Source organism: Pseudodesulfovibrio indicus (genome assembly GCF_001563225.1).
Taxonomy (GTDB): Bacteria; Desulfobacterota; Desulfovibrionia; order Desulfovibrionales; family Desulfovibrionaceae; genus Pseudodesulfovibrio; species Pseudodesulfovibrio indicus.
The window spans coordinates 3,321,461-3,337,714 of sequence record NZ_CP014206.1 but is presented as its reverse complement, the minus strand read 5'-3'; the positions used below and the strand labels follow the sequence as shown (position 1 = coordinate 3,337,714).

14 protein-coding genes and 1 pseudogene are annotated in these 16,254 nt (G+C 64.5%); 6 read left to right on the top strand and 9 right to left on the bottom strand.

Annotated features, from left to right (window positions below):
• The first annotated feature begins 10 nt into the window (after positions 1 to 10).
• Together AWY79_RS15255 and AWY79_RS15250 are read left to right on the top strand one after the other, a co-directional pair.
• Positions 11 to 2,290, top strand: a complete 2,280-nt coding sequence (locus AWY79_RS15255) for a cysteine synthase (protein WP_066805849.1) — start codon at positions 11 to 13, stop codon at positions 2,288 to 2,290.
• A 41-nt stretch (positions 2,291 to 2,331) separates the two neighbouring features.
• Positions 2,332 to 2,967, top strand: a complete 636-nt coding sequence (locus AWY79_RS15250; RefSeq protein WP_199533823.1) for a hypothetical protein — start codon at positions 2,332 to 2,334, stop codon at positions 2,965 to 2,967.
• A gap of 25 nt (positions 2,968 to 2,992) precedes the next feature.
• On the opposite strand, the gene AWY79_RS19650 is transcribed toward AWY79_RS15250, so the two are convergent.
• The 4 genes and pseudogenes from AWY79_RS19650 to msrB form a co-directional block, all read right to left on the bottom strand.
• On the bottom strand, positions 2,993 to 3,211 hold the full coding sequence (locus tag AWY79_RS19650; protein WP_066805843.1) for a DUF6790 family protein: 219 nt from the start codon (positions 3,209 to 3,211) through the stop codon (positions 2,993 to 2,995).
• A pseudogene (locus AWY79_RS19645) lies at positions 3,196 to 3,453 on the bottom strand (DUF6790 family protein); the annotation flags it as partial. The pseudogene AWY79_RS19645 and the gene AWY79_RS19650, both read right to left, overlap by 16 nt.
• A gap of 107 nt (positions 3,454 to 3,560) precedes the next feature.
• A complete protein-coding gene (locus AWY79_RS15235) occupies positions 3,561 to 4,316 on the bottom strand; it encodes a substrate-binding periplasmic protein (protein WP_066805834.1) in 756 nt (251 codons plus the stop codon).
• 142 nt (positions 4,317 to 4,458) lie between these two features.
• The gene (gene msrB, locus AWY79_RS15230; RefSeq protein ID WP_233490936.1) at positions 4,459 to 5,502 is read right to left on the bottom strand and encodes a peptide-methionine (R)-S-oxide reductase MsrB; all 1,044 of its coding nucleotides are present in this window, start codon (positions 5,500 to 5,502) and stop codon (positions 4,459 to 4,461) included.
• 352 nt (positions 5,503 to 5,854) lie between these two features.
• Between msrB and AWY79_RS15225 the strand changes: the two genes are divergently transcribed.
• Entirely contained in the window at positions 5,855 to 6,403 is a 549-nt protein-coding gene (locus tag AWY79_RS15225) for a hypothetical protein (RefSeq protein WP_066805830.1), read from the top strand.
• A 184-nt stretch (positions 6,404 to 6,587) separates the two neighbouring features.
• Here AWY79_RS15225 and AWY79_RS15220 read toward each other — a convergent pair whose 3' ends face one another.
• The 4 genes from AWY79_RS15220 to AWY79_RS15205 are packed head-to-tail and all read right to left on the bottom strand — an operon-like array spanning position 6,588 to position 11,319.
• On the bottom strand, positions 6,588 to 8,168 hold the full coding sequence (locus AWY79_RS15220) for a sigma-54-dependent Fis family transcriptional regulator (protein WP_066805828.1): 1,581 nt from the start codon (positions 8,166 to 8,168) through the stop codon (positions 6,588 to 6,590).
• A gap of 10 nt (positions 8,169 to 8,178) precedes the next feature.
• Positions 8,179 to 8,775, bottom strand: a complete 597-nt coding sequence (locus tag AWY79_RS15215; protein WP_066805825.1) for an indolepyruvate oxidoreductase subunit beta — start codon at positions 8,773 to 8,775, stop codon at positions 8,179 to 8,181.
• A gap of 2 nt (positions 8,776 to 8,777) precedes the next feature.
• Complete coding sequence (gene iorA, locus AWY79_RS15210) at positions 8,778 to 10,613, bottom strand: indolepyruvate ferredoxin oxidoreductase subunit alpha (protein WP_066805822.1); 1,836 nt, start codon at positions 10,611 to 10,613, stop codon at positions 8,778 to 8,780.
• A 52-nt stretch (positions 10,614 to 10,665) separates the two neighbouring features.
• A complete protein-coding gene (locus AWY79_RS15205) occupies positions 10,666 to 11,319 on the bottom strand; it encodes a tetratricopeptide repeat protein (protein ID WP_078063805.1) in 654 nt (217 codons plus the stop codon).
• Positions 11,320 to 11,652: 333 nt separating this feature from the next.
• Here AWY79_RS15205 and AWY79_RS15200 point away from each other — a divergent pair, with 333 nt between their 5' ends.
• A complete protein-coding gene (locus tag AWY79_RS15200) occupies positions 11,653 to 12,912 on the top strand; it encodes a glutamate-5-semialdehyde dehydrogenase (protein ID WP_066805819.1) in 1,260 nt (419 codons plus the stop codon).
• Between the two features lie 380 nt (positions 12,913 to 13,292).
• The gene (nadD, locus tag AWY79_RS15195) at positions 13,293 to 13,955 is read left to right on the top strand and encodes a nicotinate (nicotinamide) nucleotide adenylyltransferase (RefSeq protein WP_078063804.1); all 663 of its coding nucleotides are present in this window, start codon (positions 13,293 to 13,295) and stop codon (positions 13,953 to 13,955) included.
• A gap of 72 nt (positions 13,956 to 14,027) precedes the next feature.
• On the opposite strand, the gene AWY79_RS15190 is transcribed toward nadD, so the two are convergent.
• Entirely contained in the window at positions 14,028 to 15,038 is a 1,011-nt protein-coding gene (locus AWY79_RS15190) for a glycosyltransferase family 9 protein (protein ID WP_066805816.1), read from the bottom strand.
• 132 nt (positions 15,039 to 15,170) lie between these two features.
• Between AWY79_RS15190 and AWY79_RS15185 the strand changes: the two genes are divergently transcribed.
• The gene (locus tag AWY79_RS15185; protein ID WP_066805813.1) at positions 15,171 to 16,226 is read left to right on the top strand and encodes a hemolysin family protein; all 1,056 of its coding nucleotides are present in this window, start codon (positions 15,171 to 15,173) and stop codon (positions 16,224 to 16,226) included.
• The last annotated feature ends 28 nt before the right edge of the window (positions 16,227 to 16,254 follow it).

Here is a 16,254-nt window from a genome sequence, read left to right as displayed (position 1 = left end):
GGGCGCTACGATGAATAAAGACCTGCTTGAACTGATCGGCAACACGCCGCTGGTGGAAATTCGCCATCTGAATCCCAATCCCGACGTCAGGATTTTGGCCAAGATCGAGTGCCAGAACCCCGGCGGCTCCATCAAGGACCGGGTGGCCGCGGCCATGATCGCGGCGGCGGAGAAATCGGGCGAGCTGACCAGGGACAAGGTCATCATCGAGGCCACCTCCGGCAACACCGGCGTGGGGCTGGCCATGGTCGCGGCCATCAAGGGGTACCGCATCAAGCTGCTCATGCCGGAGACGGCCAGCGAGGAGCGCAAGATGATCATGGCCGCCTACGGCGCGGAGCTGGAGCTGACCCCCGGCCACCTGGCCACGGACGGGGCCATCGAGCAGGCGTACCGCTACGCCCGCGAGGAACCGGACAAGTATGTGCTCATGGACCAGTACAACAATCCGGCCTCGGTCCAGGCGCACTACATGGGCACCGGGCTCGAGATCTGGAACCAGACCGGGGGCGCGGTGACCCACTGCGTCATGACGCTCGGCACCTCGGGTACGGCCATGGGCATCGCGAAAAGGCTGCACGAGATGGGCTCGGTCCACGTGGCCGCCGTGGAGCCCTACGCGGGCCACAGGATTCAGGGCCTCAAGAACATGCTCGAATCCTACCCGCCGGGCATCTACGACAAGAACGCCCTGGACGAGGTCCTGCACGTGGAGGACGAGGTCGCCTTCGAGACCTGCCGCCGGTTGGCGCGCGAAGAGGGCATCTTCGCGGGCATGAGCTCCGGCGCGGCCATGGCCGGGGCGCTGCAACTGGCCGGACGGCTGGACAGCGGCCTGGTGGTGGTCATCTTCCCGGATTCCGGCGAACGCTATCTTTCGACCCACCTCTACCGCCAGCAGGCGGGCAGCGGGGTGACGGTCTTCGACATGGCCTCGAACGCGGACAAGATGCTCAGCGCGGGCGCGGGGCTCGGCGTCTACACCATGGGGCCGAGCCTGGACAACCCGGACGGCCTGGACTCCTGGCGCAGGCTGGTGCTGCTCGACGTCCTGGTCCGCCACCTGGCCTCGCGCGGCGTGGAGGTCTCCGGCGTGGCCGGGCTGTCCGACATGGACGACCGCACCCTGGCCGCGGCCCGCGACCTGGACGGTTCCCGCGAATCCTTTGCCCGGAGCCGCCGCGAAACGATTATGGAGCGCGCGCGGGCCATGGGGCTGGCCGACTCCCTCGAATTTCCCCTGTCCACGGACAGCGACGACACCGCGCTCTCCCTGTGCCGCAAGCTCATGGGCAAGGGGCTGGCCTACGAGAAGCTCCGCTCGGTCTATTTCGACGTGTTCCGCGACAAGCGGTACGGCGAGATCGGCACCGTGGACATGGACAAGGTGTCCGGGGGCCGGACCGTGGACCTGAACGCCTACGTCAAGGACAATCCCCTCGATTTCACGCTGCTGAAGCGGGCCACGCTCCTGGACCTCAAGCGCGGCGAGGTGCTGGAGACCCAGTGGGGCAACGTGCGCCCGAGCTGGTTTTTGCAGCACGCGGCCACGGCCATGGACGCGCAGCCGCGCACGGACGTCATGATCGGCTCGGACAAGCACCGCTTCCCGCACCTGGAGAACCTGCGGGCCATCTGGTCCACGGCCGGGCGCGAGGTCCAGGCGTGGCTGGTCTGCCAGCAGACCTCGGACTGCGAGGGCGAGGATTTGTCCATTGTGGCCGAAAAGCTCGGCGGGTTCCGCGCGGCGCGGCTCTGGCTGCTCTCCGTGGCCGCCCGCAAGCCCCTCTGCGGCTCGGCGGACAACCTGGCCATGTGGGCGCGCAACTGGCGGCGCATCCAGGAGGGCGCGGTGGCCCTGACCCTGGCCCTGGACGAGCGCGGCGAGCGCGTGCCGAGCGACGTGGAGCAGGCGGTCTTCGACCTCAAGGCGGCCTTCAGGACCGCGCTGGACGACTCCCTGGCCCTGCACCGGTTCTGGCCCGCGCTGTTCAGGTTCACCAAGCTGGTCAACGGCTGGGCCGCCGAAGGCACCCTCACCGGCGCGGCGGCCAAGGCGTGCCTGGATGAACTGAAGGCCGTGGACGGAATCCTCGGCATCCTCGACCCCGCCCAGATGCCCGTCCCCCTCTCCGACCTCCCGCCCGAGGTCCAGGGCATGGTCGCCGACCGCCAGAAGGCCCGCGAGGCCAAGGACTTCGCCCAATCCGACGAATTGAGGGATAAGATCGCCGCCGCCGGTTTCAAGGTCGAAGACACCGCCGGAGTCCCGAGGGTGTTCAGGGCGTAGGGATGAGAATTAGATAGGAATTCAATGAGAGGGCCGCCCGGATGGGCGGCCCTCTTCATTTTGTTGATGTTGCTATAAAATTAATTTTTTTCTATAAAAATACAAATAACACAAAGAAGGTCTTTATGAGTACTGGCGCAGAAACGACTATATTAAGTGTAGTGACAGCTATAGGCGCAGTGTCAACTCCAATTATTGTTTTGATTTTATCCGCAGTTGGTTGGAAGTATCGGCAGTCAATTGAAAGGCGGATTAAAATGGATGAAGTGATGAGAGATGACCGAATAAGCGTCTATAATGATATATTAGATCCATTTATAATGCTTCTAATGACAGAGGAAGCTTGGCAGCGTGATAAAAAGAATAAGAATATTGATAAAGATAAACTAGCTGTTGATAGGATGTTGAGTATTGAATATCGGCGCTACTCCTTTAAGCTATCACTTGTTGGTTCTGATGGAGTAGTGCTAGCTTTTAATAATTTAATGCAATATGTTTATAATATGTCAGAAATCGAAAATGCTAAGCCGTATGACTTGATGATACTTTTAGGTTCACTGTTGCTTGAAATAAGGAAGAGTATGGGTAATGATGCTACAGTTATTGACAGTTGGGGAATGTTAGATTGGTTTATTACAGATGCAAGAAAAATAAAAAACGAGTATTTGCAGTCGTAGTTTAGTCTAGTGTAGAATTGCTTGTCTACCGCACCAAATACAGCACCCAAAGCAACGCAGGCATCCCGATGTCCGCGAAGAAGACAGGCCCGGCATTGCCGGGTTTTTTGTTGCCGTGTTCCTTGCGGTCCGTGAGGTGGACCGTGAACGCGCCGCAGAGGAAGACCGTGGCGAAGAGGATGGTGGCCAGCCAGAAGCCGTCGCGCAGGGGGTGTTGCGGAGCAGGAAGCTCAGGACGCCGCACAGGCCCAGCGCCAGGTTGGTGAAGGCGATCTCTTTTTGGAACGGGTTGCCGGGGGGCCAGCCGATGTAGGCCGCCACCTCGTCGGACTTGAAGTAGTGGCCGAGGAAGGCCCAGATAGCGCCCAGGCCCACCTGGACGCCCAGGAGCCAGGCCAGGAGGGCGTCCGCCAGGGGCGCGCCGAAGAACAGGATGTTGATCACGGCCCCGATCAAGGCCGCTGCGGCCAGATAGACGACGTACATGGTGCCCCCTGCGGATGAAGGTTCGCCGATACCGGATGGTCTGTCGGGAACGCTAGCGCGAAAACGGGGAAGCCGTCAAAAGGGGCGGCGGAAAGACGGGGCCGCGGCTAGGGCGGCGACAGGTATTTCTCGCGCAGCGACCGGTACTCCCTGGTCTGCTTGAACCGCTTCAGCTCTTCCGAGAACGCCTGCACGAAGGCGTGGTCCACCCGCGCCCTGCTGAAGGCGATGTACAGGCCGTCGCGCTTGATCTCCATGTCGGGGCGGGGCCGGGGCCTGGGAACCAGGGAGGCGGACAGGTACAGCCCGTTGCCGTACTCGGCCGCCAGCGCGTCCAACCGGCCCTCGGAGAGCTTTCGGAAGTTGATCTCGTCGGTGGGGACCCGATCCACCTCGCAGTTGGCCTCGATGAACCGCCAGAACTCCGGGGTGTAGCTGTAGCCGAGGACCACGCCGACCTTTTTGCCCTTGAGGTCGTCCAGGGTCCGGATAGGGGAAGCGATCCGAGTCCAGATGACCCAGGGGGTCTCCAGCAGCGGTTCGTCAGGATAGTCGAGATAGTTTGCGCGTTCAGGGGTCCGGTTGACCGAGAACAGCCCGTCCGAGTCGCCGAAGCGGACCATATCCATGGCGCGTTTCCAGGGCAGGGTGGAGATGGATGGGGCGGGCTGGCCCAGGCCGGCGTAGACAGCGCGGACCACATCCACGGAAAAACCCGCGTAGCCCGAACCGGTGCGCAGCTGATAGGGCGGCCAGATGTCGCAGACCAGCCGGGCCTTGGACCCGGCATCGGCGACGCCGCAGAGCAGGGCCAGCAGGATGGCCGCGAGGGCGAACCTGGCGACTGCGTGGCGCTGAAACATGGAAACCCTCCGTCATTCTGTTTATCAATGGATATCTTTGTTTGCAATGATTCTTCTCGGGGCGGCGGCGCGGCGGCGCGCAAAAGAAAGGGAGCCGCTCCCTTTGGAACGGCTCCCGAGTCATCCTGCCGCAGGGCGGCGATCATTCGAACAGGTACAGGTATTCGCCGTACCCTTCCGCCTGCATGTCGGCCTTGGGTACGAACCGCAGGGCGGCCGAGTTCATGCAGTAGCGCAGCCCGGTGGGCGCGGGGCCGTCGTCAAAGACGTGGCCCAGGTGGGAGTCCGCCTCGCGGCTGCGCACCTCGGTGCGGACCGAGAAGAGGGAGCGGTCCTCCTTCTCCACGATGTTCCCCGGCACCAGGGGCTTGGTGAAGCTCGGCCAGCCGGTGCCGGACTCGTACTTGTCCGTGCTGGAGAAGAGCACTTCGCCGCTGACCACGTCCACGTAGATGCCCTCCGCGTGATTGTCCCAATACTCGTTGTTGAAGGGCGGTTCCGTGCCTTCGTGCTGGGTCACCTTGTACTGGAGGGGCGTGAGCTGCCGCTTCAGCGTTTCGTCGTCCGGCTTGACGAAGCCGTTGCCGGCGGGCGCGGTCGCGGCCGGGCCGTGCTGCGCCGCCTCGACCACGTCGTCCGCCTCCGCGCCCCAAAGGTCGTCCACGAACCGGTCGCGGCCGGAGAAGTAGCGGTAGGTCTTGTAGCGCACCGGATTGTGCTTGTAGTAGTCCTGGTGGTAGCCCTCGGCGGGATAGAAGGTGGTGAAGGCGAGGATCGGCGTGACTACCGGCTTGTCGAAGCGGCCGGATTCGTCCAGCGCCTTCTTGGACGCCTGCGCCGTCGCCCGCTGCTCTTCGGAGTGATAGAAGATGGCCGAGGTGTACTGGAACCCCCGGTCGCCGAAGGAGCCGCCCTCGTCCGTGGGATCGAAGTGCCGCCAGTAGTGGTCAAGGACCTGGGCGTAACTGATCCGCGACGGGTCGAAGGTCACCTGGACCGACTCGCGGTGGCCCGTGGTTCCGCTCGAGACCATCTCGTAGCTCGGGTCCACTTCGGCCCCGCCCGCATAGCCCGACACGACCTTGATCACACCGGGCAGCTTTTCCATGTCCGATTCCACGCACCAGAAGCAGCCGCCCGCGAGGGTGGCCGTCTCGTACGTGGTATTGTTTGCGCTTTCCGCCATTGCCCGTTCCTTTGGCGAGGTGAACAACGTCAGCGCAAGGACCAGCGAAATCACCAATAACCCGCTCAGGGTCAGGATTGCCGGCTTGCCGTACATGTGGATCACCTCCGTTTGAAAATGAGAGTGGTTATTACATAGAAGTATGCATGGGGTGCGGGGTTGTCAATGGAGCGGGGCGTCGCCGGTGCAGGGATCGATTACGGAAAATCGTTATTTTTACCAAAAAAGGGTGGATTTTTGGCCCGTTTTGTTGCAAGTGGCATTGCTTCGCGAGGGCGGGCCGTGCATAGTACGCATGTCCAGCCGTCCGGCCGCGACCGAATTTCGCATTGAATCACACCAAGGAGAGACCATGCCCTACCAGAACCACACTCTTTTCAGCGGCGGCGCTCAGGGTGCCGAGAACCAGTTCGGCAAACTCGCCGAGTACCACGGCCTGTCCGAGGTCAACTACACCTTCGAGGGCCACAGGATCGAGCGCACCCGCGGCGTCCGCGTCCTGACCGACGAGGAGCTGACCCAGAAGGACGTCAGCCTGACCTACGTCTCCAGGCTGCTCAATCGCAAGTTTACCAACGCGGAAAAGATGCGCAAGGTCCTGCAGACCATCATGTGGCAGGTGGAATCCAGCCAGCAGATCTTCGTGGTCGGCTCCATCCTGGAGGACGGCACCGTCAAGGGCGGCACCGGCTGGGGCGCCGAGTTCGCCAAGATCTGCAACAAGGAGCTGTACGTCTTCGACCAGACCAAGTCCGCCTGGTCCAAGTGGGAACACGGCGCCTGGGTCGCGGTCGAGGCTCCGGCCATCACCGCCGCGCACTTCACCGGCACCGGCACCCGCTTCCTGGAGGAAAACGGCAAGAAGGCTCTCGAAGAGCTGTTCTCCCGTTCCTTCAAGTAGATCCAAACGCCAATAGCTGCGTTGCTGCGAAAAGCCCGAACCATCGCGTGGGTCACCACGCGTCGGCCTCGGGCTTTTCTTGCGCCTTGCCCTTGGCGTTTTTGAACGGCTTTGGGAAAATGAATTGAAAAAGGCGGCCCGGAAAATCCGGGCCGCTTTTTTTATTGTTTTGGTCGCGTCGAAGCTAGACTTCGAGCTTCTTTTTCGTCTTCTTCTTGGTCTGGGAGTACTTCTTCACGTCGATGTTGTACTTCTTCACCTTGTAGTTGACGATCCGGTAGGACACGCGCAGGTCGCGGGCGGACTGCAGCATGTTGCCGCCGGTCTTCTTGAGCGAGTCGATGAGCAGCTCCTGCTCGAACTTGGCCACGGCCTCGCCGAAGGAGAGGTTGGTGCCGGTGGCCGAGCTCTCCGCCGACTGCAGGGTCGGCGGCAGGTGGTAGGTGCGGATGACCTGCTCCTCGCAGAGCAGCACCGCGCGCTCCATGCAGTTCTTCAGCTCGCGCACGTTTCCGGGCCAGTGGTACATCACCAGCAGCTCGATGGCGGGCGTGGAGATGCGTTTGACTTCCTTGCCGTATTCGTCGGCGAAATCGGCCAGGAAGTGTTCGGCCAGGGGCAGGATGTCCTCCCGGCGCTCCTTCAGGGGCGGGATGAAGATGGGGAACACGTTGATGCGGTAGTACAGGTCCTCGCGGAACAGGCCCTTTTCCAGCAGCTCTTCCAACGGCTGGTGGGTGGCGCAGATGAGGCGCACGTCCACGGTGATGGTCTGTTCGGAGCCGACGCGCTGGATCTCCTTCTCCTGGATGGCCCGCAGCACCTTGGCCTGGGCGTCCATGGAGAGTTCGCCGATCTCGTCCAGGAACAGGGTGCCCTGGTCCGCCACCTCGAACAGGCCGCGCTTGGTCTGGAACGCGCCGGTGAACGCGCCCTTCTGGTGGCCGAACAGCTCGGACTCGATCAGCTCGCTCGGCAGGGCCGCGCAGTTCAGCTTGATGAGCGGCTTGTCCGCGCGCGGGCTGGACTGGTGGATGGCCTCGGCCAGCAGCTCCTTGCCGGTGCCGGACTCGCCGCGCAAGAGCGCCGTGGCCCGGCTGGGGGCCACCTGGCTCGACTGGCGCAGGACCAGGCGCATGGCCTTGCTGGCGGCCACGAAGTCCTTGGGCGGAACCGCTTCCGCGCCCCCGGCCATGAGGCCCTGGGAGAGCAGGTGGTTCTGGGTGGCCATCTCCTCCTGGAGCTGGGCCACGTGCCCGGCGATGATGCCCGCCACCACTTCGAGGAAGTCGCGGTGGGCGGCCATGTCGTCGGCGGGGATGAGCGGCACGTCAACGGACAGCGCGCCGATGACCTCGGTCTCGTCGGACCGCAGGTTGAGCACCGGGACGCAGATGAAGCCGAGTTTCCTGAGCTCCTCCTCGCTGCGCCCGAACGCCTTGTTCAGGAACTCCGGGTCGTCGGACATGCGCGGCACGCTGATGGACTGGCCGGAGTCGAAGACCCGCCCGATGATGCCCCGGCCCGGCGAGTAGGTGACGTCGTCGGACTGTGCGGGGCTGTAGGTCAGGGAGAGCTTCAGATTCTCGGTCTTGGGGTCCATGATGACCATGAACGCCCGGACATATTCCATGTCCAGGGCCAGGGTCTTCAGGAGCGCGTTCAAGGACTCCTCGAGCGTTGTCTCGCGCTTCAAGGTCTCCTGAATGGTCTTCAGCGTATGCAGATAGCTGAGATCGGAGTGGTCCTGGGTATTGGTTGCCATGTGGTTGTCTCTAGGAGTTCAAGGCCTTGACGCCGAGCTCCAGGGCTTTGAGGTTGACGGCCTGGATCTTGGCCGGGAGGGTCGCCTTGATGGTGGCCTCCAGGGCCTCCGGTCCGAAGGGCAGCTCGCCCGCCGCGCAGAGCGCGCCGAGCATGGCCACGTTGCCGGACTGCACCGCACCGGCCTCCAGGCCGATGGACTGGTTGGCCATGTAGTAGGCCTTGGAGGTGCAGGCGGAGACGGCCTTCTTGATGTCGTCGATGGTCGGGCAATCCATCTTGCCCATGGCCACGGACAGGGGCGGCAGATACTCGGTGGAGGAAACCACCAGGCCGCCCTGCTTCAGGTAGGGCAGAGCGCGCATGGTCTCCATGGGCTCGAATCCGAGCAGGATGTCGGCCTCGCCGAGTCCGATCTTCGGAGACTTGCAGCCGATGAGCACCGTGGACTCGACCACGCCGCCGCGCTGGGCCATGCCGTGGATCTCGCCGGAGGTCACGGGGAGCCCCTGGCTGAGCACGGTCTTGGCGAGCAGGGTGGTGGCGGTCAGGGTGCCCTGGCCGCCGACGCCGGTCATGAATATGCGGATCTTCTTGGTATCAGCCATGGCTAGCTGCCTCTCTTCTTGGCTTTGATGTGGCCGCAGACCTGCAGGCAGAGCATGCAGCCGTTGCACAGGATCGGGTTGACCGCAGCCTTGCCGCCTTCCTTGTACATGGCCGGGCAGGCCAGCTTGTCCAGGCACTCGAAACGGCCGGTGCAGGACTCGGCCACGTAGGCCACCTGCGGGGCGACCTTCTTGTAGACGCGGCGGGTGTAGAGCGGGCAGGGCTCCTTGGCGATGAGCACGCGCACGCCGGAGAGCTCCTTGAGCTCCTCCAGGGCCGCGAGGGTCTTCTTCTGGTTGAACGGGTTGACCGTGCGGATTTCGGTGACGCCCAGGCCGCGCACGGCGGACTCGATGTCCAGCGGGTGGTCGTTGTCGCCGATGACCGTGCGGTCCACGCCGGGGTTCGGCTGGTGGCCGGTCATGGCCGTGGTCCGGTTGTCCAGGATGACGATCAGCACGTCGTGGGTGTTGAAGACCGCGTTGGCCACGCCGGTCAGGCCGGAGTGGAAGAAGGTGGAGTCGCCGATGAAGGCGACCACGGTCTGGCCGGACGCCTTGGCCAGTCCGCCGCCCGCCGAGATGGAGGAACCCATGCACAGCAGGAAGTCGGCGGTCTGCAACGGGGGCAGCAGGCCGAGGGTGTAGCAGCCGATGTCCGAGGAGTAGACGGCGTCGTCGCCGAAGACCTTGCGCGCGGCGTAGTAGGTGCCGCGATGCGGGCAGCCGGCGCAGAGGTTCGGCGGACGGCCCGGCAGCTCGGGCAGGGAACATTCGCAGGTCGGGACCGGGGCCTCGCCCAGCTCGGCGCGGATGGCGTTCTCCACCAGGGTGACGGTGAACTCGCCGTTGCGCGGGAGCACGTCCTTGCCCTTGATCTCAACGGAGAGCTTGTTCTTCTGGGCCAGGACGCGGAGGTCGTTTTCCACCACCGGCTCCAGTTCCTCGACCACCAGGACCGTCTTCACGGACTTGAGGAAGTCGAGACACTTGTTCTCGGGCAGGGGATAGGAGAAGCCCAACTCCAGGATGGCGACCTTGTCGGCCAGCCCGGCGTTGTCCAGGGCATCGGCCACGTAGGCGCGGGAGATGCCGGAGCAGACGATGCCCAGATCGCCGGAGCCGGTGACCGTGTTGTACGGGGAGTTCTCGGCCTCCTCGCGCAGTGCCTCGATGCGCTCCAGCAGCCGGACGTGCATGGGCCGGGAAAAGGCCGGAATGGGCACGTACAGCGACGGGTTGCGCTTGAACCCTTCGGCCTTGCCGGGGTCCGGAACCGGGCCGAACTCCACCGGGCCGCGCAGATGGTTCACGCGGGTGGTGGTGCGCAGCAAGAGCGGCGCGCCGTGTTTCTTGGAAAGCTTCAGGCCGTCGCGGGTCATGTCCTTGGCTTCCTGGGCCGTGGCGGGCTCCAGCACCGGCATGCCCGCGATGCGGGCGTAAATGCGGTTGTCCTGCTCGTTCTGGCTGGAATGGCAGCCGGGGTCGTCGGCGGACAGCAGCACCAGGCCGCCGGGCGCGCCGACGTAGCACAGGGTCATCAGCGGGTCGGCGGCCACGTTCACGCCCACGTGTTTCATGGTGCACAGGGAGAGCGCGCCGCCCAGGGTCGCGCCACCGGCCACCTCAAGGGCGACCTTCTCGTTGACCGAGTATTCGAAGTAGTACCTGCCTTCGGGCGAGAGGCGGTAGAACGTGTCGGGCACTTCACTGGACGGGGTGCCGGGATAACAGGAAACGACCTGGATACCGGCTTCCACGGCGCCGCGAACGATGGCCTCGTTGCCGAGGAGCAGATGGGTGTCGCCGGGAGTGTCACCCAAGAGCGGATTAGCCATTTTTCTCTCCTGCGGCCGTCCCTGACCGGAACGGCCCATTATTGATGATGCGTTACTTGGATTCCAGCTGGGAAATCTTGTATTCGATGAACGGCGTGTCGCCGACCTTTTCCTCTTCCAGCTTCTTGTAGGCGGCCAGGGCCTGGGCGGTGTCGCCCGCGGCCTCGGCGGTCAGGGCCAGCTGGCGGTAGACCGGCACGGTGTAGGCGGCGGAGGCCAGGCCGACCAGCTCGTTCATTTCCTTGAGCGCGTCGGCGGCGTTGCCGGAAAGGAGCATGGCCTTGGCATTGCCGAGACGGGCCACGAACTGCATCTCGCCTTCGGTGAGGCCGACCAGGGCCTCCCAGTAACCGGCGGCCTTGGCGTAGTCGCCGAGCGTCATGGCGGTCTGGGCGGCCTCCAGGACCACGGCGGGCTTGACCGAGGACGGGGCCGTGCCGATCAAGCCGTCCAGCTTGGTCAGGGTCTCCGCGCCGGTGGTGGTCATCAGGATGTCGCCGAGTTCGGCCTGGGCGGACGCCTTGGCCTTTGCGCCGTATGCCTGAAAGCCCGCGTAGGCGGCGGCCACGACCAGGATGGCGGCCACGCCGAGGACGAGCTGCTTGCGGTAGGTGAACGCCGCTTCGAGGATGGGGTGCAGAGCTTGGGGCGTACGGGCCTCGATATCGGCCAGCGCCTCGGGTTGAGCGGGATTGGTTGCAGCCATTGGTTTTTCGTGCCTCCGTGGAAGGTGATTTTCGAGGTTTGACGGCCGGGAAGCAAGGCCCGGCAACGCAGAGGCGTTGATAAGCAAAATTGTAAAAAAGGTCAAAGCCTATTTTGGGAAAAGCGCGGAAAATCGCCAAAAACAGCGCTTGTAATCAAGCTCTTGTCGGGGCAAATAACAAAATGCGTAAATCGATCGAAATTCGGCGATCCAAAGTGTATGCGGGGGCCTGACGCGGGAATTGACTTTATCCCCCGGCGGAGGTTAGCAAATTGATCCTGGCGGAACTGAATTTCATTCGGCTTTCGCGGACGATATCTCAAGGAGCGGAAAATGGACATACGCGAACAGATGGTGGAGATGGGCAAGCGCGCCAAGGCGGCGGCCCGCAAGCTCTCGGCAGCCTCGGGCAAGGCCAAGGCGGACGCCCTGCTGATCCTGGCCGGGCTGCTGGAATCCGAGTCGGCGGCCATTGCCGAAGCCAACAAGCTGGACCTGGACGCGGCCGCCGAGCGCGGCCTGGACAAGGCGCGGGTGCAGCGGCTGACCATCAGCGAAAAGGTACTGGGTTCCATGATCCAGGGTTGCCGCGAGGTGGCGGCCATGGCCGACCCCGTGGGCGAGATCGAGTCCATGGTCAAGCGCCCCAACGGGATGCTCGTGGGCCGCATGCGCGTGCCCCTCGGCGTGGTGGCCATGATCTACGAATCCAGGCCCAACGCCACGGTGGACGCGGGCATCCTCTGCCTCAAGGCGGGCAACGCGGTCATCCTGCGCGGCGGCAGCGAGGCGTTCCACTCCAACACCTGCCTGGCCGGGCTGATGCACCGCGCCCTGGAAGAGGCCGGGCTGCCCCGCGACGCGGTCCAGGTGCCGCCCACCACGGATCGCGAGGCCGTGGCCGAGATGCTCAAGCTCGAAGAATACATCGACGTGGTCATCCCGCGCGGCGGCGAGGGGCTGATCCGCGCAGTGACCAGCCAGGCGACCATGCCCGTGCTCAAGCACTACAAGGGCGTCTGCCACATCTATGCCGATCTTTCCTGCGACCTGGACAAGGCCGTTCCCATCGTGGAGAACGCCAAGATGCAGTACCCCAGCGGCTGCAACGCCCTGGAATGCCTGCTGGTCCACCGCGACGTGGCGGGCGAGTTGCTGCCCCGGGTGGCCGAGGCCATCGGCCCCAAGGGCGTGAAGTTCAAGGCCTGCCCCCAGTCCCTGCCCCTGCTCGGGGAATACGCCGAACCCGCGTCCGACGAGGACTGGGGCTTCGAGTTCCTGGACCTGATCCTGGCGGTCAAGGTGGTGGACGGGCTGGACGAGGCCATGGACCACATCGCCCGGTACGGCTCCAACCACACCGAGTCCATCCTCAGCGAGGACTACCAGAACTGCATGCGCTTCATCCGCGAGGTGGACGCCTCCCTGGTGGTCGCCAACGCCACCACCCGGTTCAACGACGGCGGCCAGCTCGGCCTGGGCGCGGAGATCGGCATCTCCACGTCCAAGCTCCACGCCTACGGTCCCATGGGCATCAAGGAACTGACGAGCGCGAAATTCGTCCTCCTGGGCGAAGGCCAGGTCAGGGAGTAGCGGCGGCTTCCGATAGCGGCCCATCCGCACATTTTTCCCCGAGGGGTTTGATCCTCACGTAGGCCCACTACGCTGCGGTCAAACCCCTCGGGGAGAAAATGCACGGCTGAACCACTCTCGAAAGCCTCAATGCGTGCGGGTGCGGGAGTTGAAAATAGGAACGCAACCGTCCTCCGGGACGGTTTTTTTGCGCCTGTTGCCCGCCACCGCACGAACCCGAGCGAAGCGAGCGACAAAAAGTTCTGGAAGGGGGATCCAGGGGGGAAACCTCTCTCAAGAGGTTTCCCCCCTGGCCGCCGGAGGCATTCATCTTCCTTCCCCGGCCGCCTTGCGCGGGCGGGGGGGAAGGGGTATGCTGCCCCGAACAAAGGAGATCGGGCGTGAAGACAGGGATATTGGGCGGCAGTTTCAATCCGGTGCATACCGGGCACGTGCGCATGGCCATCGAGGTGCTGGAGCGGCTCGGGCTGGACCGGGTCGAGCTGGTCCCGGCGGCGGAGCCGCCGCACAAGCCGGGCGAGGGCATGCTGCCGTTCGAGCTGCGGCTGGAGCTGGTCCGGCGGGCCATCGAGGGCATTCCGGGACTGGGCGCGAATCCGCTGGAAGCGGAGCGGCCCGGCCCTTCATTCACCTGCGACACCCTGACCTGCTACCGCACGGAACAGCCCGATACGGAGATGTATTTCATCCTGGGCGCGTCCACGTTTCTGGAGCTGCACAAGTGGCGGCGGGGGCTGGAGATTCCCGAGCTCGCCTCGCTGGTGGTGGTCAACCGCTGGGAGGCCGCCGAGGCCGTGGCCGGGTTCGTGGAGTCGAGTTGGCCCGAGGCCGTTGAAGAGGAACAGGGGGAGTGGCGGCTGCCGGGCGGCAACACCATCCGGCTGGTGGACATCCCCAGGCTGGACATCAAGGGCGGGCAAATCCGCCGCCGTTGGCTGGACCGGCGCAACCTGCGGCTGCTGGTCCCGGACGGCGTGGTTGAGCTGCTGGAGGAGCGCGCCGAAACGATCGAGCGGTACTGGGGCGCGCGCGGATCCGCGTAGCCTGTCGGCACGGGCATTGGCCCCGGTTTTCCGCCGGGGCGTCGAATCACTGTATTTGAGGAACGGGACGGTTCAGCCGAGAACGGCGCGGACCGCGTCGAGGACCGCTTCGGGCCGGGTCAGGGTCATGCACTCGAACCCGCGCGTGCACTGTTTCGCGCCGTGCAGGGAGCAGGGGCGGCAGGCCAGGGCGTGCTCCAGGACCGTGTCGCGCGGCCCGGCGGGGTAGAATCCCCAGGCGCGGGCCGTGGGCCCGAACAGGGCGACCACGGGCGTGCCCACCCCGGCGGCCAGGTGCATGGGGCCGGAATCGCCGGTGACCAGCAGGTCCGCCCGGCCGAGGAGCGCGCAGGTGGCGCGCAGGCCGGTGGCGTTGGTCAGGTCACGGCCATGGTCCGGCAGGAGCGGGGCCTGGTTTCGGCCCACCACGAACCAGTCGAACCCGGCGCCGTCGAGCAGCCCGGTCAGGGCGGTCCAGCTTTCCATGGGCCACTGCTTGGACGGGTGGGTGGCGTAGGGGTGCAGGGCGACCAGGGGGTTGTCGCCGGACAGCGGAGCGAGGCGCGTCGCGGCTTCGGCCTGTTCCGTTTCGGTCAGATGGACGGTCGGCAGCAGGGCTTCGCGGGGCGGCGGGGCGTCGTCCCGGGCCAGGGCGTAGCGCTGCGGCACGTTCAGGGCTTCGAGCTTCGCGCGGAACCGGTCGGACCGGGTGCGCTCGAAGAGTCGGCGGGTGATGCCGAACTTGGGGTAGCGGCGGACCTCGCCCTTCCAGCGCAGGGCGAGCATGCGCGAACGCAGGGTGCCGTGCAGGTCGTAGAGGGGCGCGCCCGCGAACCGGCGGGCCAACTCGCCGGTCTTGCGCAGCCAGCCGGAGTCGGTCAGGTCCTGGTCGGTCAGTCCCACGGTCCCGGCCACGGCGGGGTGGTTTTCAAGCAGCGGCAGGTTGCCCTCGCGGGTCACGACCACGAAGGTCTCGCCGTGGGTCCGGTGCCAGTGGGACAGGACACCGGTGATCAGGGCCACGTCGCCCATGTGTCCCAGTCGGAAGACCACGGGGGTGCGCTCGGCTGCGGTCGGATTCATGCCCGTCCTGTTGACCCCGATCGCCCTGGAAGTCAAGCCTGTTGCGTGTTGCGCCGGTTCATGGCATCTGCTACATCCATAACCTGATGCAACGCATTAGTCCGGACCGTTTCCAGGAAGTGACAGGAACCAATGATTGAACTCATTCTCGCCGTCGGCGTGGCCGTCTTCGTGTCCATGTTCTGTTCTGTGGCCGAAGCGGCCCTCTATTCCATGAGCTGGGCCGACATCCAGAAGCTCAAGGATAGCGGGCGCAAGTCCGCGGCTTTGCTCCACAAGCTCCGCACAAGAATCGATGAGCCCATCACCGCCATCCTGACCCTGAACACCTGCGCCCACACCGCCGGAGCGGCCGTGGCGGGCTGGGCCTGGGCCAAACTTTACGGTGAAGACACCCTCTGGCTCTTTACAGTGGTCTTTACAGTAATTATTCTCATCTTCACCGAGATCATGCCCAAGACCATCGGCGTGCTCTACTCGGACGTCATCGCCCCGCCGCTGGCGAGGCCGCTTCGGGGCATGGTCTGGCTGTTCAAGCCGGTGATCGCCGTCATGGGCCTGTTGTCCAAGGCGGTGAACAGCCGCGAGGCCAAACCGGACCACACGGAGGACGACATTCGGGCCATCGTCAGCCTGACCCGGCGGTCGGGCGTGATCAAGCCCTACGAGGAGACGTCCATCCGCAACATCCTCTCCCTGGACTGCAAGAGCGTGGAGGGGATCATGACGCCGAGGACCGTGGTCTTCTCGCTGCCCGCGGACATGACCGTGGCCGAGGCGCGGGAGTCGCATCCGGAGTGGCCCCACAGCCGCATCCCGGTATACGACGAGGACCCGGAGGACATCGTGGGCGTGGTCTACCGGCGGGTGGTGCTCGAAGCGCTGGCCGACGACCGCGACGACATGAAGCTGTCGGACATCATGCGGCCCGTCCGGTTCGTGCTGGAGACCATCACCCTGGACAAGCTCCTGGTGCAGTTCCTGGGCAGCCGGATGCACTTGGCCGTGGTCCTGGACGAGTACGGCGGGGTGGCCGGGGTGGTCACCCTGGAGGACGTCCTGGAAGAGATTTTGGGCAGTGAAATAGTTGACGAGACCGATCAGGTGGTGGATATGCGGGAGCTCGCGCGCACCCAGCGCGATGAACTGACCCGCGACCGCAACGGCTCGGTCCGAAAGGGAAAATAGCAGGCGTTTTGCGCGCCAAGGAACATTA

Excerpts from the sequence above, each read along its gene's own strand:
- AWY79_RS15255 (WP_066805849.1), top strand. The coding sequence starts at position 11 with ATGAATAAAGACCTGCTTGAACTGATCGGCAACACGCCGCTGGTGGAA.
- AWY79_RS15250 (WP_199533823.1), top strand. The coding sequence starts at position 2,332 with ATGGGCGGCCCTCTTCATTTTGTTGATGTTGCTATAAAATTAATTTTT.
- AWY79_RS15235 (WP_066805834.1), bottom strand. The coding sequence starts at position 4,316 with ATGTTTCAGCGCCACGCAGTCGCCAGGTTCGCCCTCGCGGCCATCCTG.
- msrB (WP_233490936.1), bottom strand. The coding sequence starts at position 5,502 with ATGGCGGAAAGCGCAAACAATACCACGTACGAGACGGCCACCCTCGCG.
- AWY79_RS15225 (WP_066805830.1), top strand. The coding sequence starts at position 5,855 with ATGCCCTACCAGAACCACACTCTTTTCAGCGGCGGCGCTCAGGGTGCC.
- AWY79_RS15220 (WP_066805828.1), bottom strand. The coding sequence starts at position 8,168 with ATGGCAACCAATACCCAGGACCACTCCGATCTCAGCTATCTGCATACG.
- AWY79_RS15215 (WP_066805825.1), bottom strand. The coding sequence starts at position 8,775 with ATGGCTGATACCAAGAAGATCCGCATATTCATGACCGGCGTCGGCGGC.
- iorA (WP_066805822.1), bottom strand. The coding sequence starts at position 10,613 with ATGGCTAATCCGCTCTTGGGTGACACTCCCGGCGACACCCATCTGCTC.
- AWY79_RS15205 (WP_078063805.1), bottom strand. The coding sequence starts at position 11,319 with ATGGCTGCAACCAATCCCGCTCAACCCGAGGCGCTGGCCGATATCGAG.
- AWY79_RS15200 (WP_066805819.1), top strand. The coding sequence starts at position 11,653 with ATGGACATACGCGAACAGATGGTGGAGATGGGCAAGCGCGCCAAGGCG.
- AWY79_RS15190 (WP_066805816.1), bottom strand. The coding sequence starts at position 15,038 with ATGAATCCGACCGCAGCCGAGCGCACCCCCGTGGTCTTCCGACTGGGA.
- AWY79_RS15185 (WP_066805813.1), top strand. The coding sequence starts at position 15,171 with ATGATTGAACTCATTCTCGCCGTCGGCGTGGCCGTCTTCGTGTCCATG.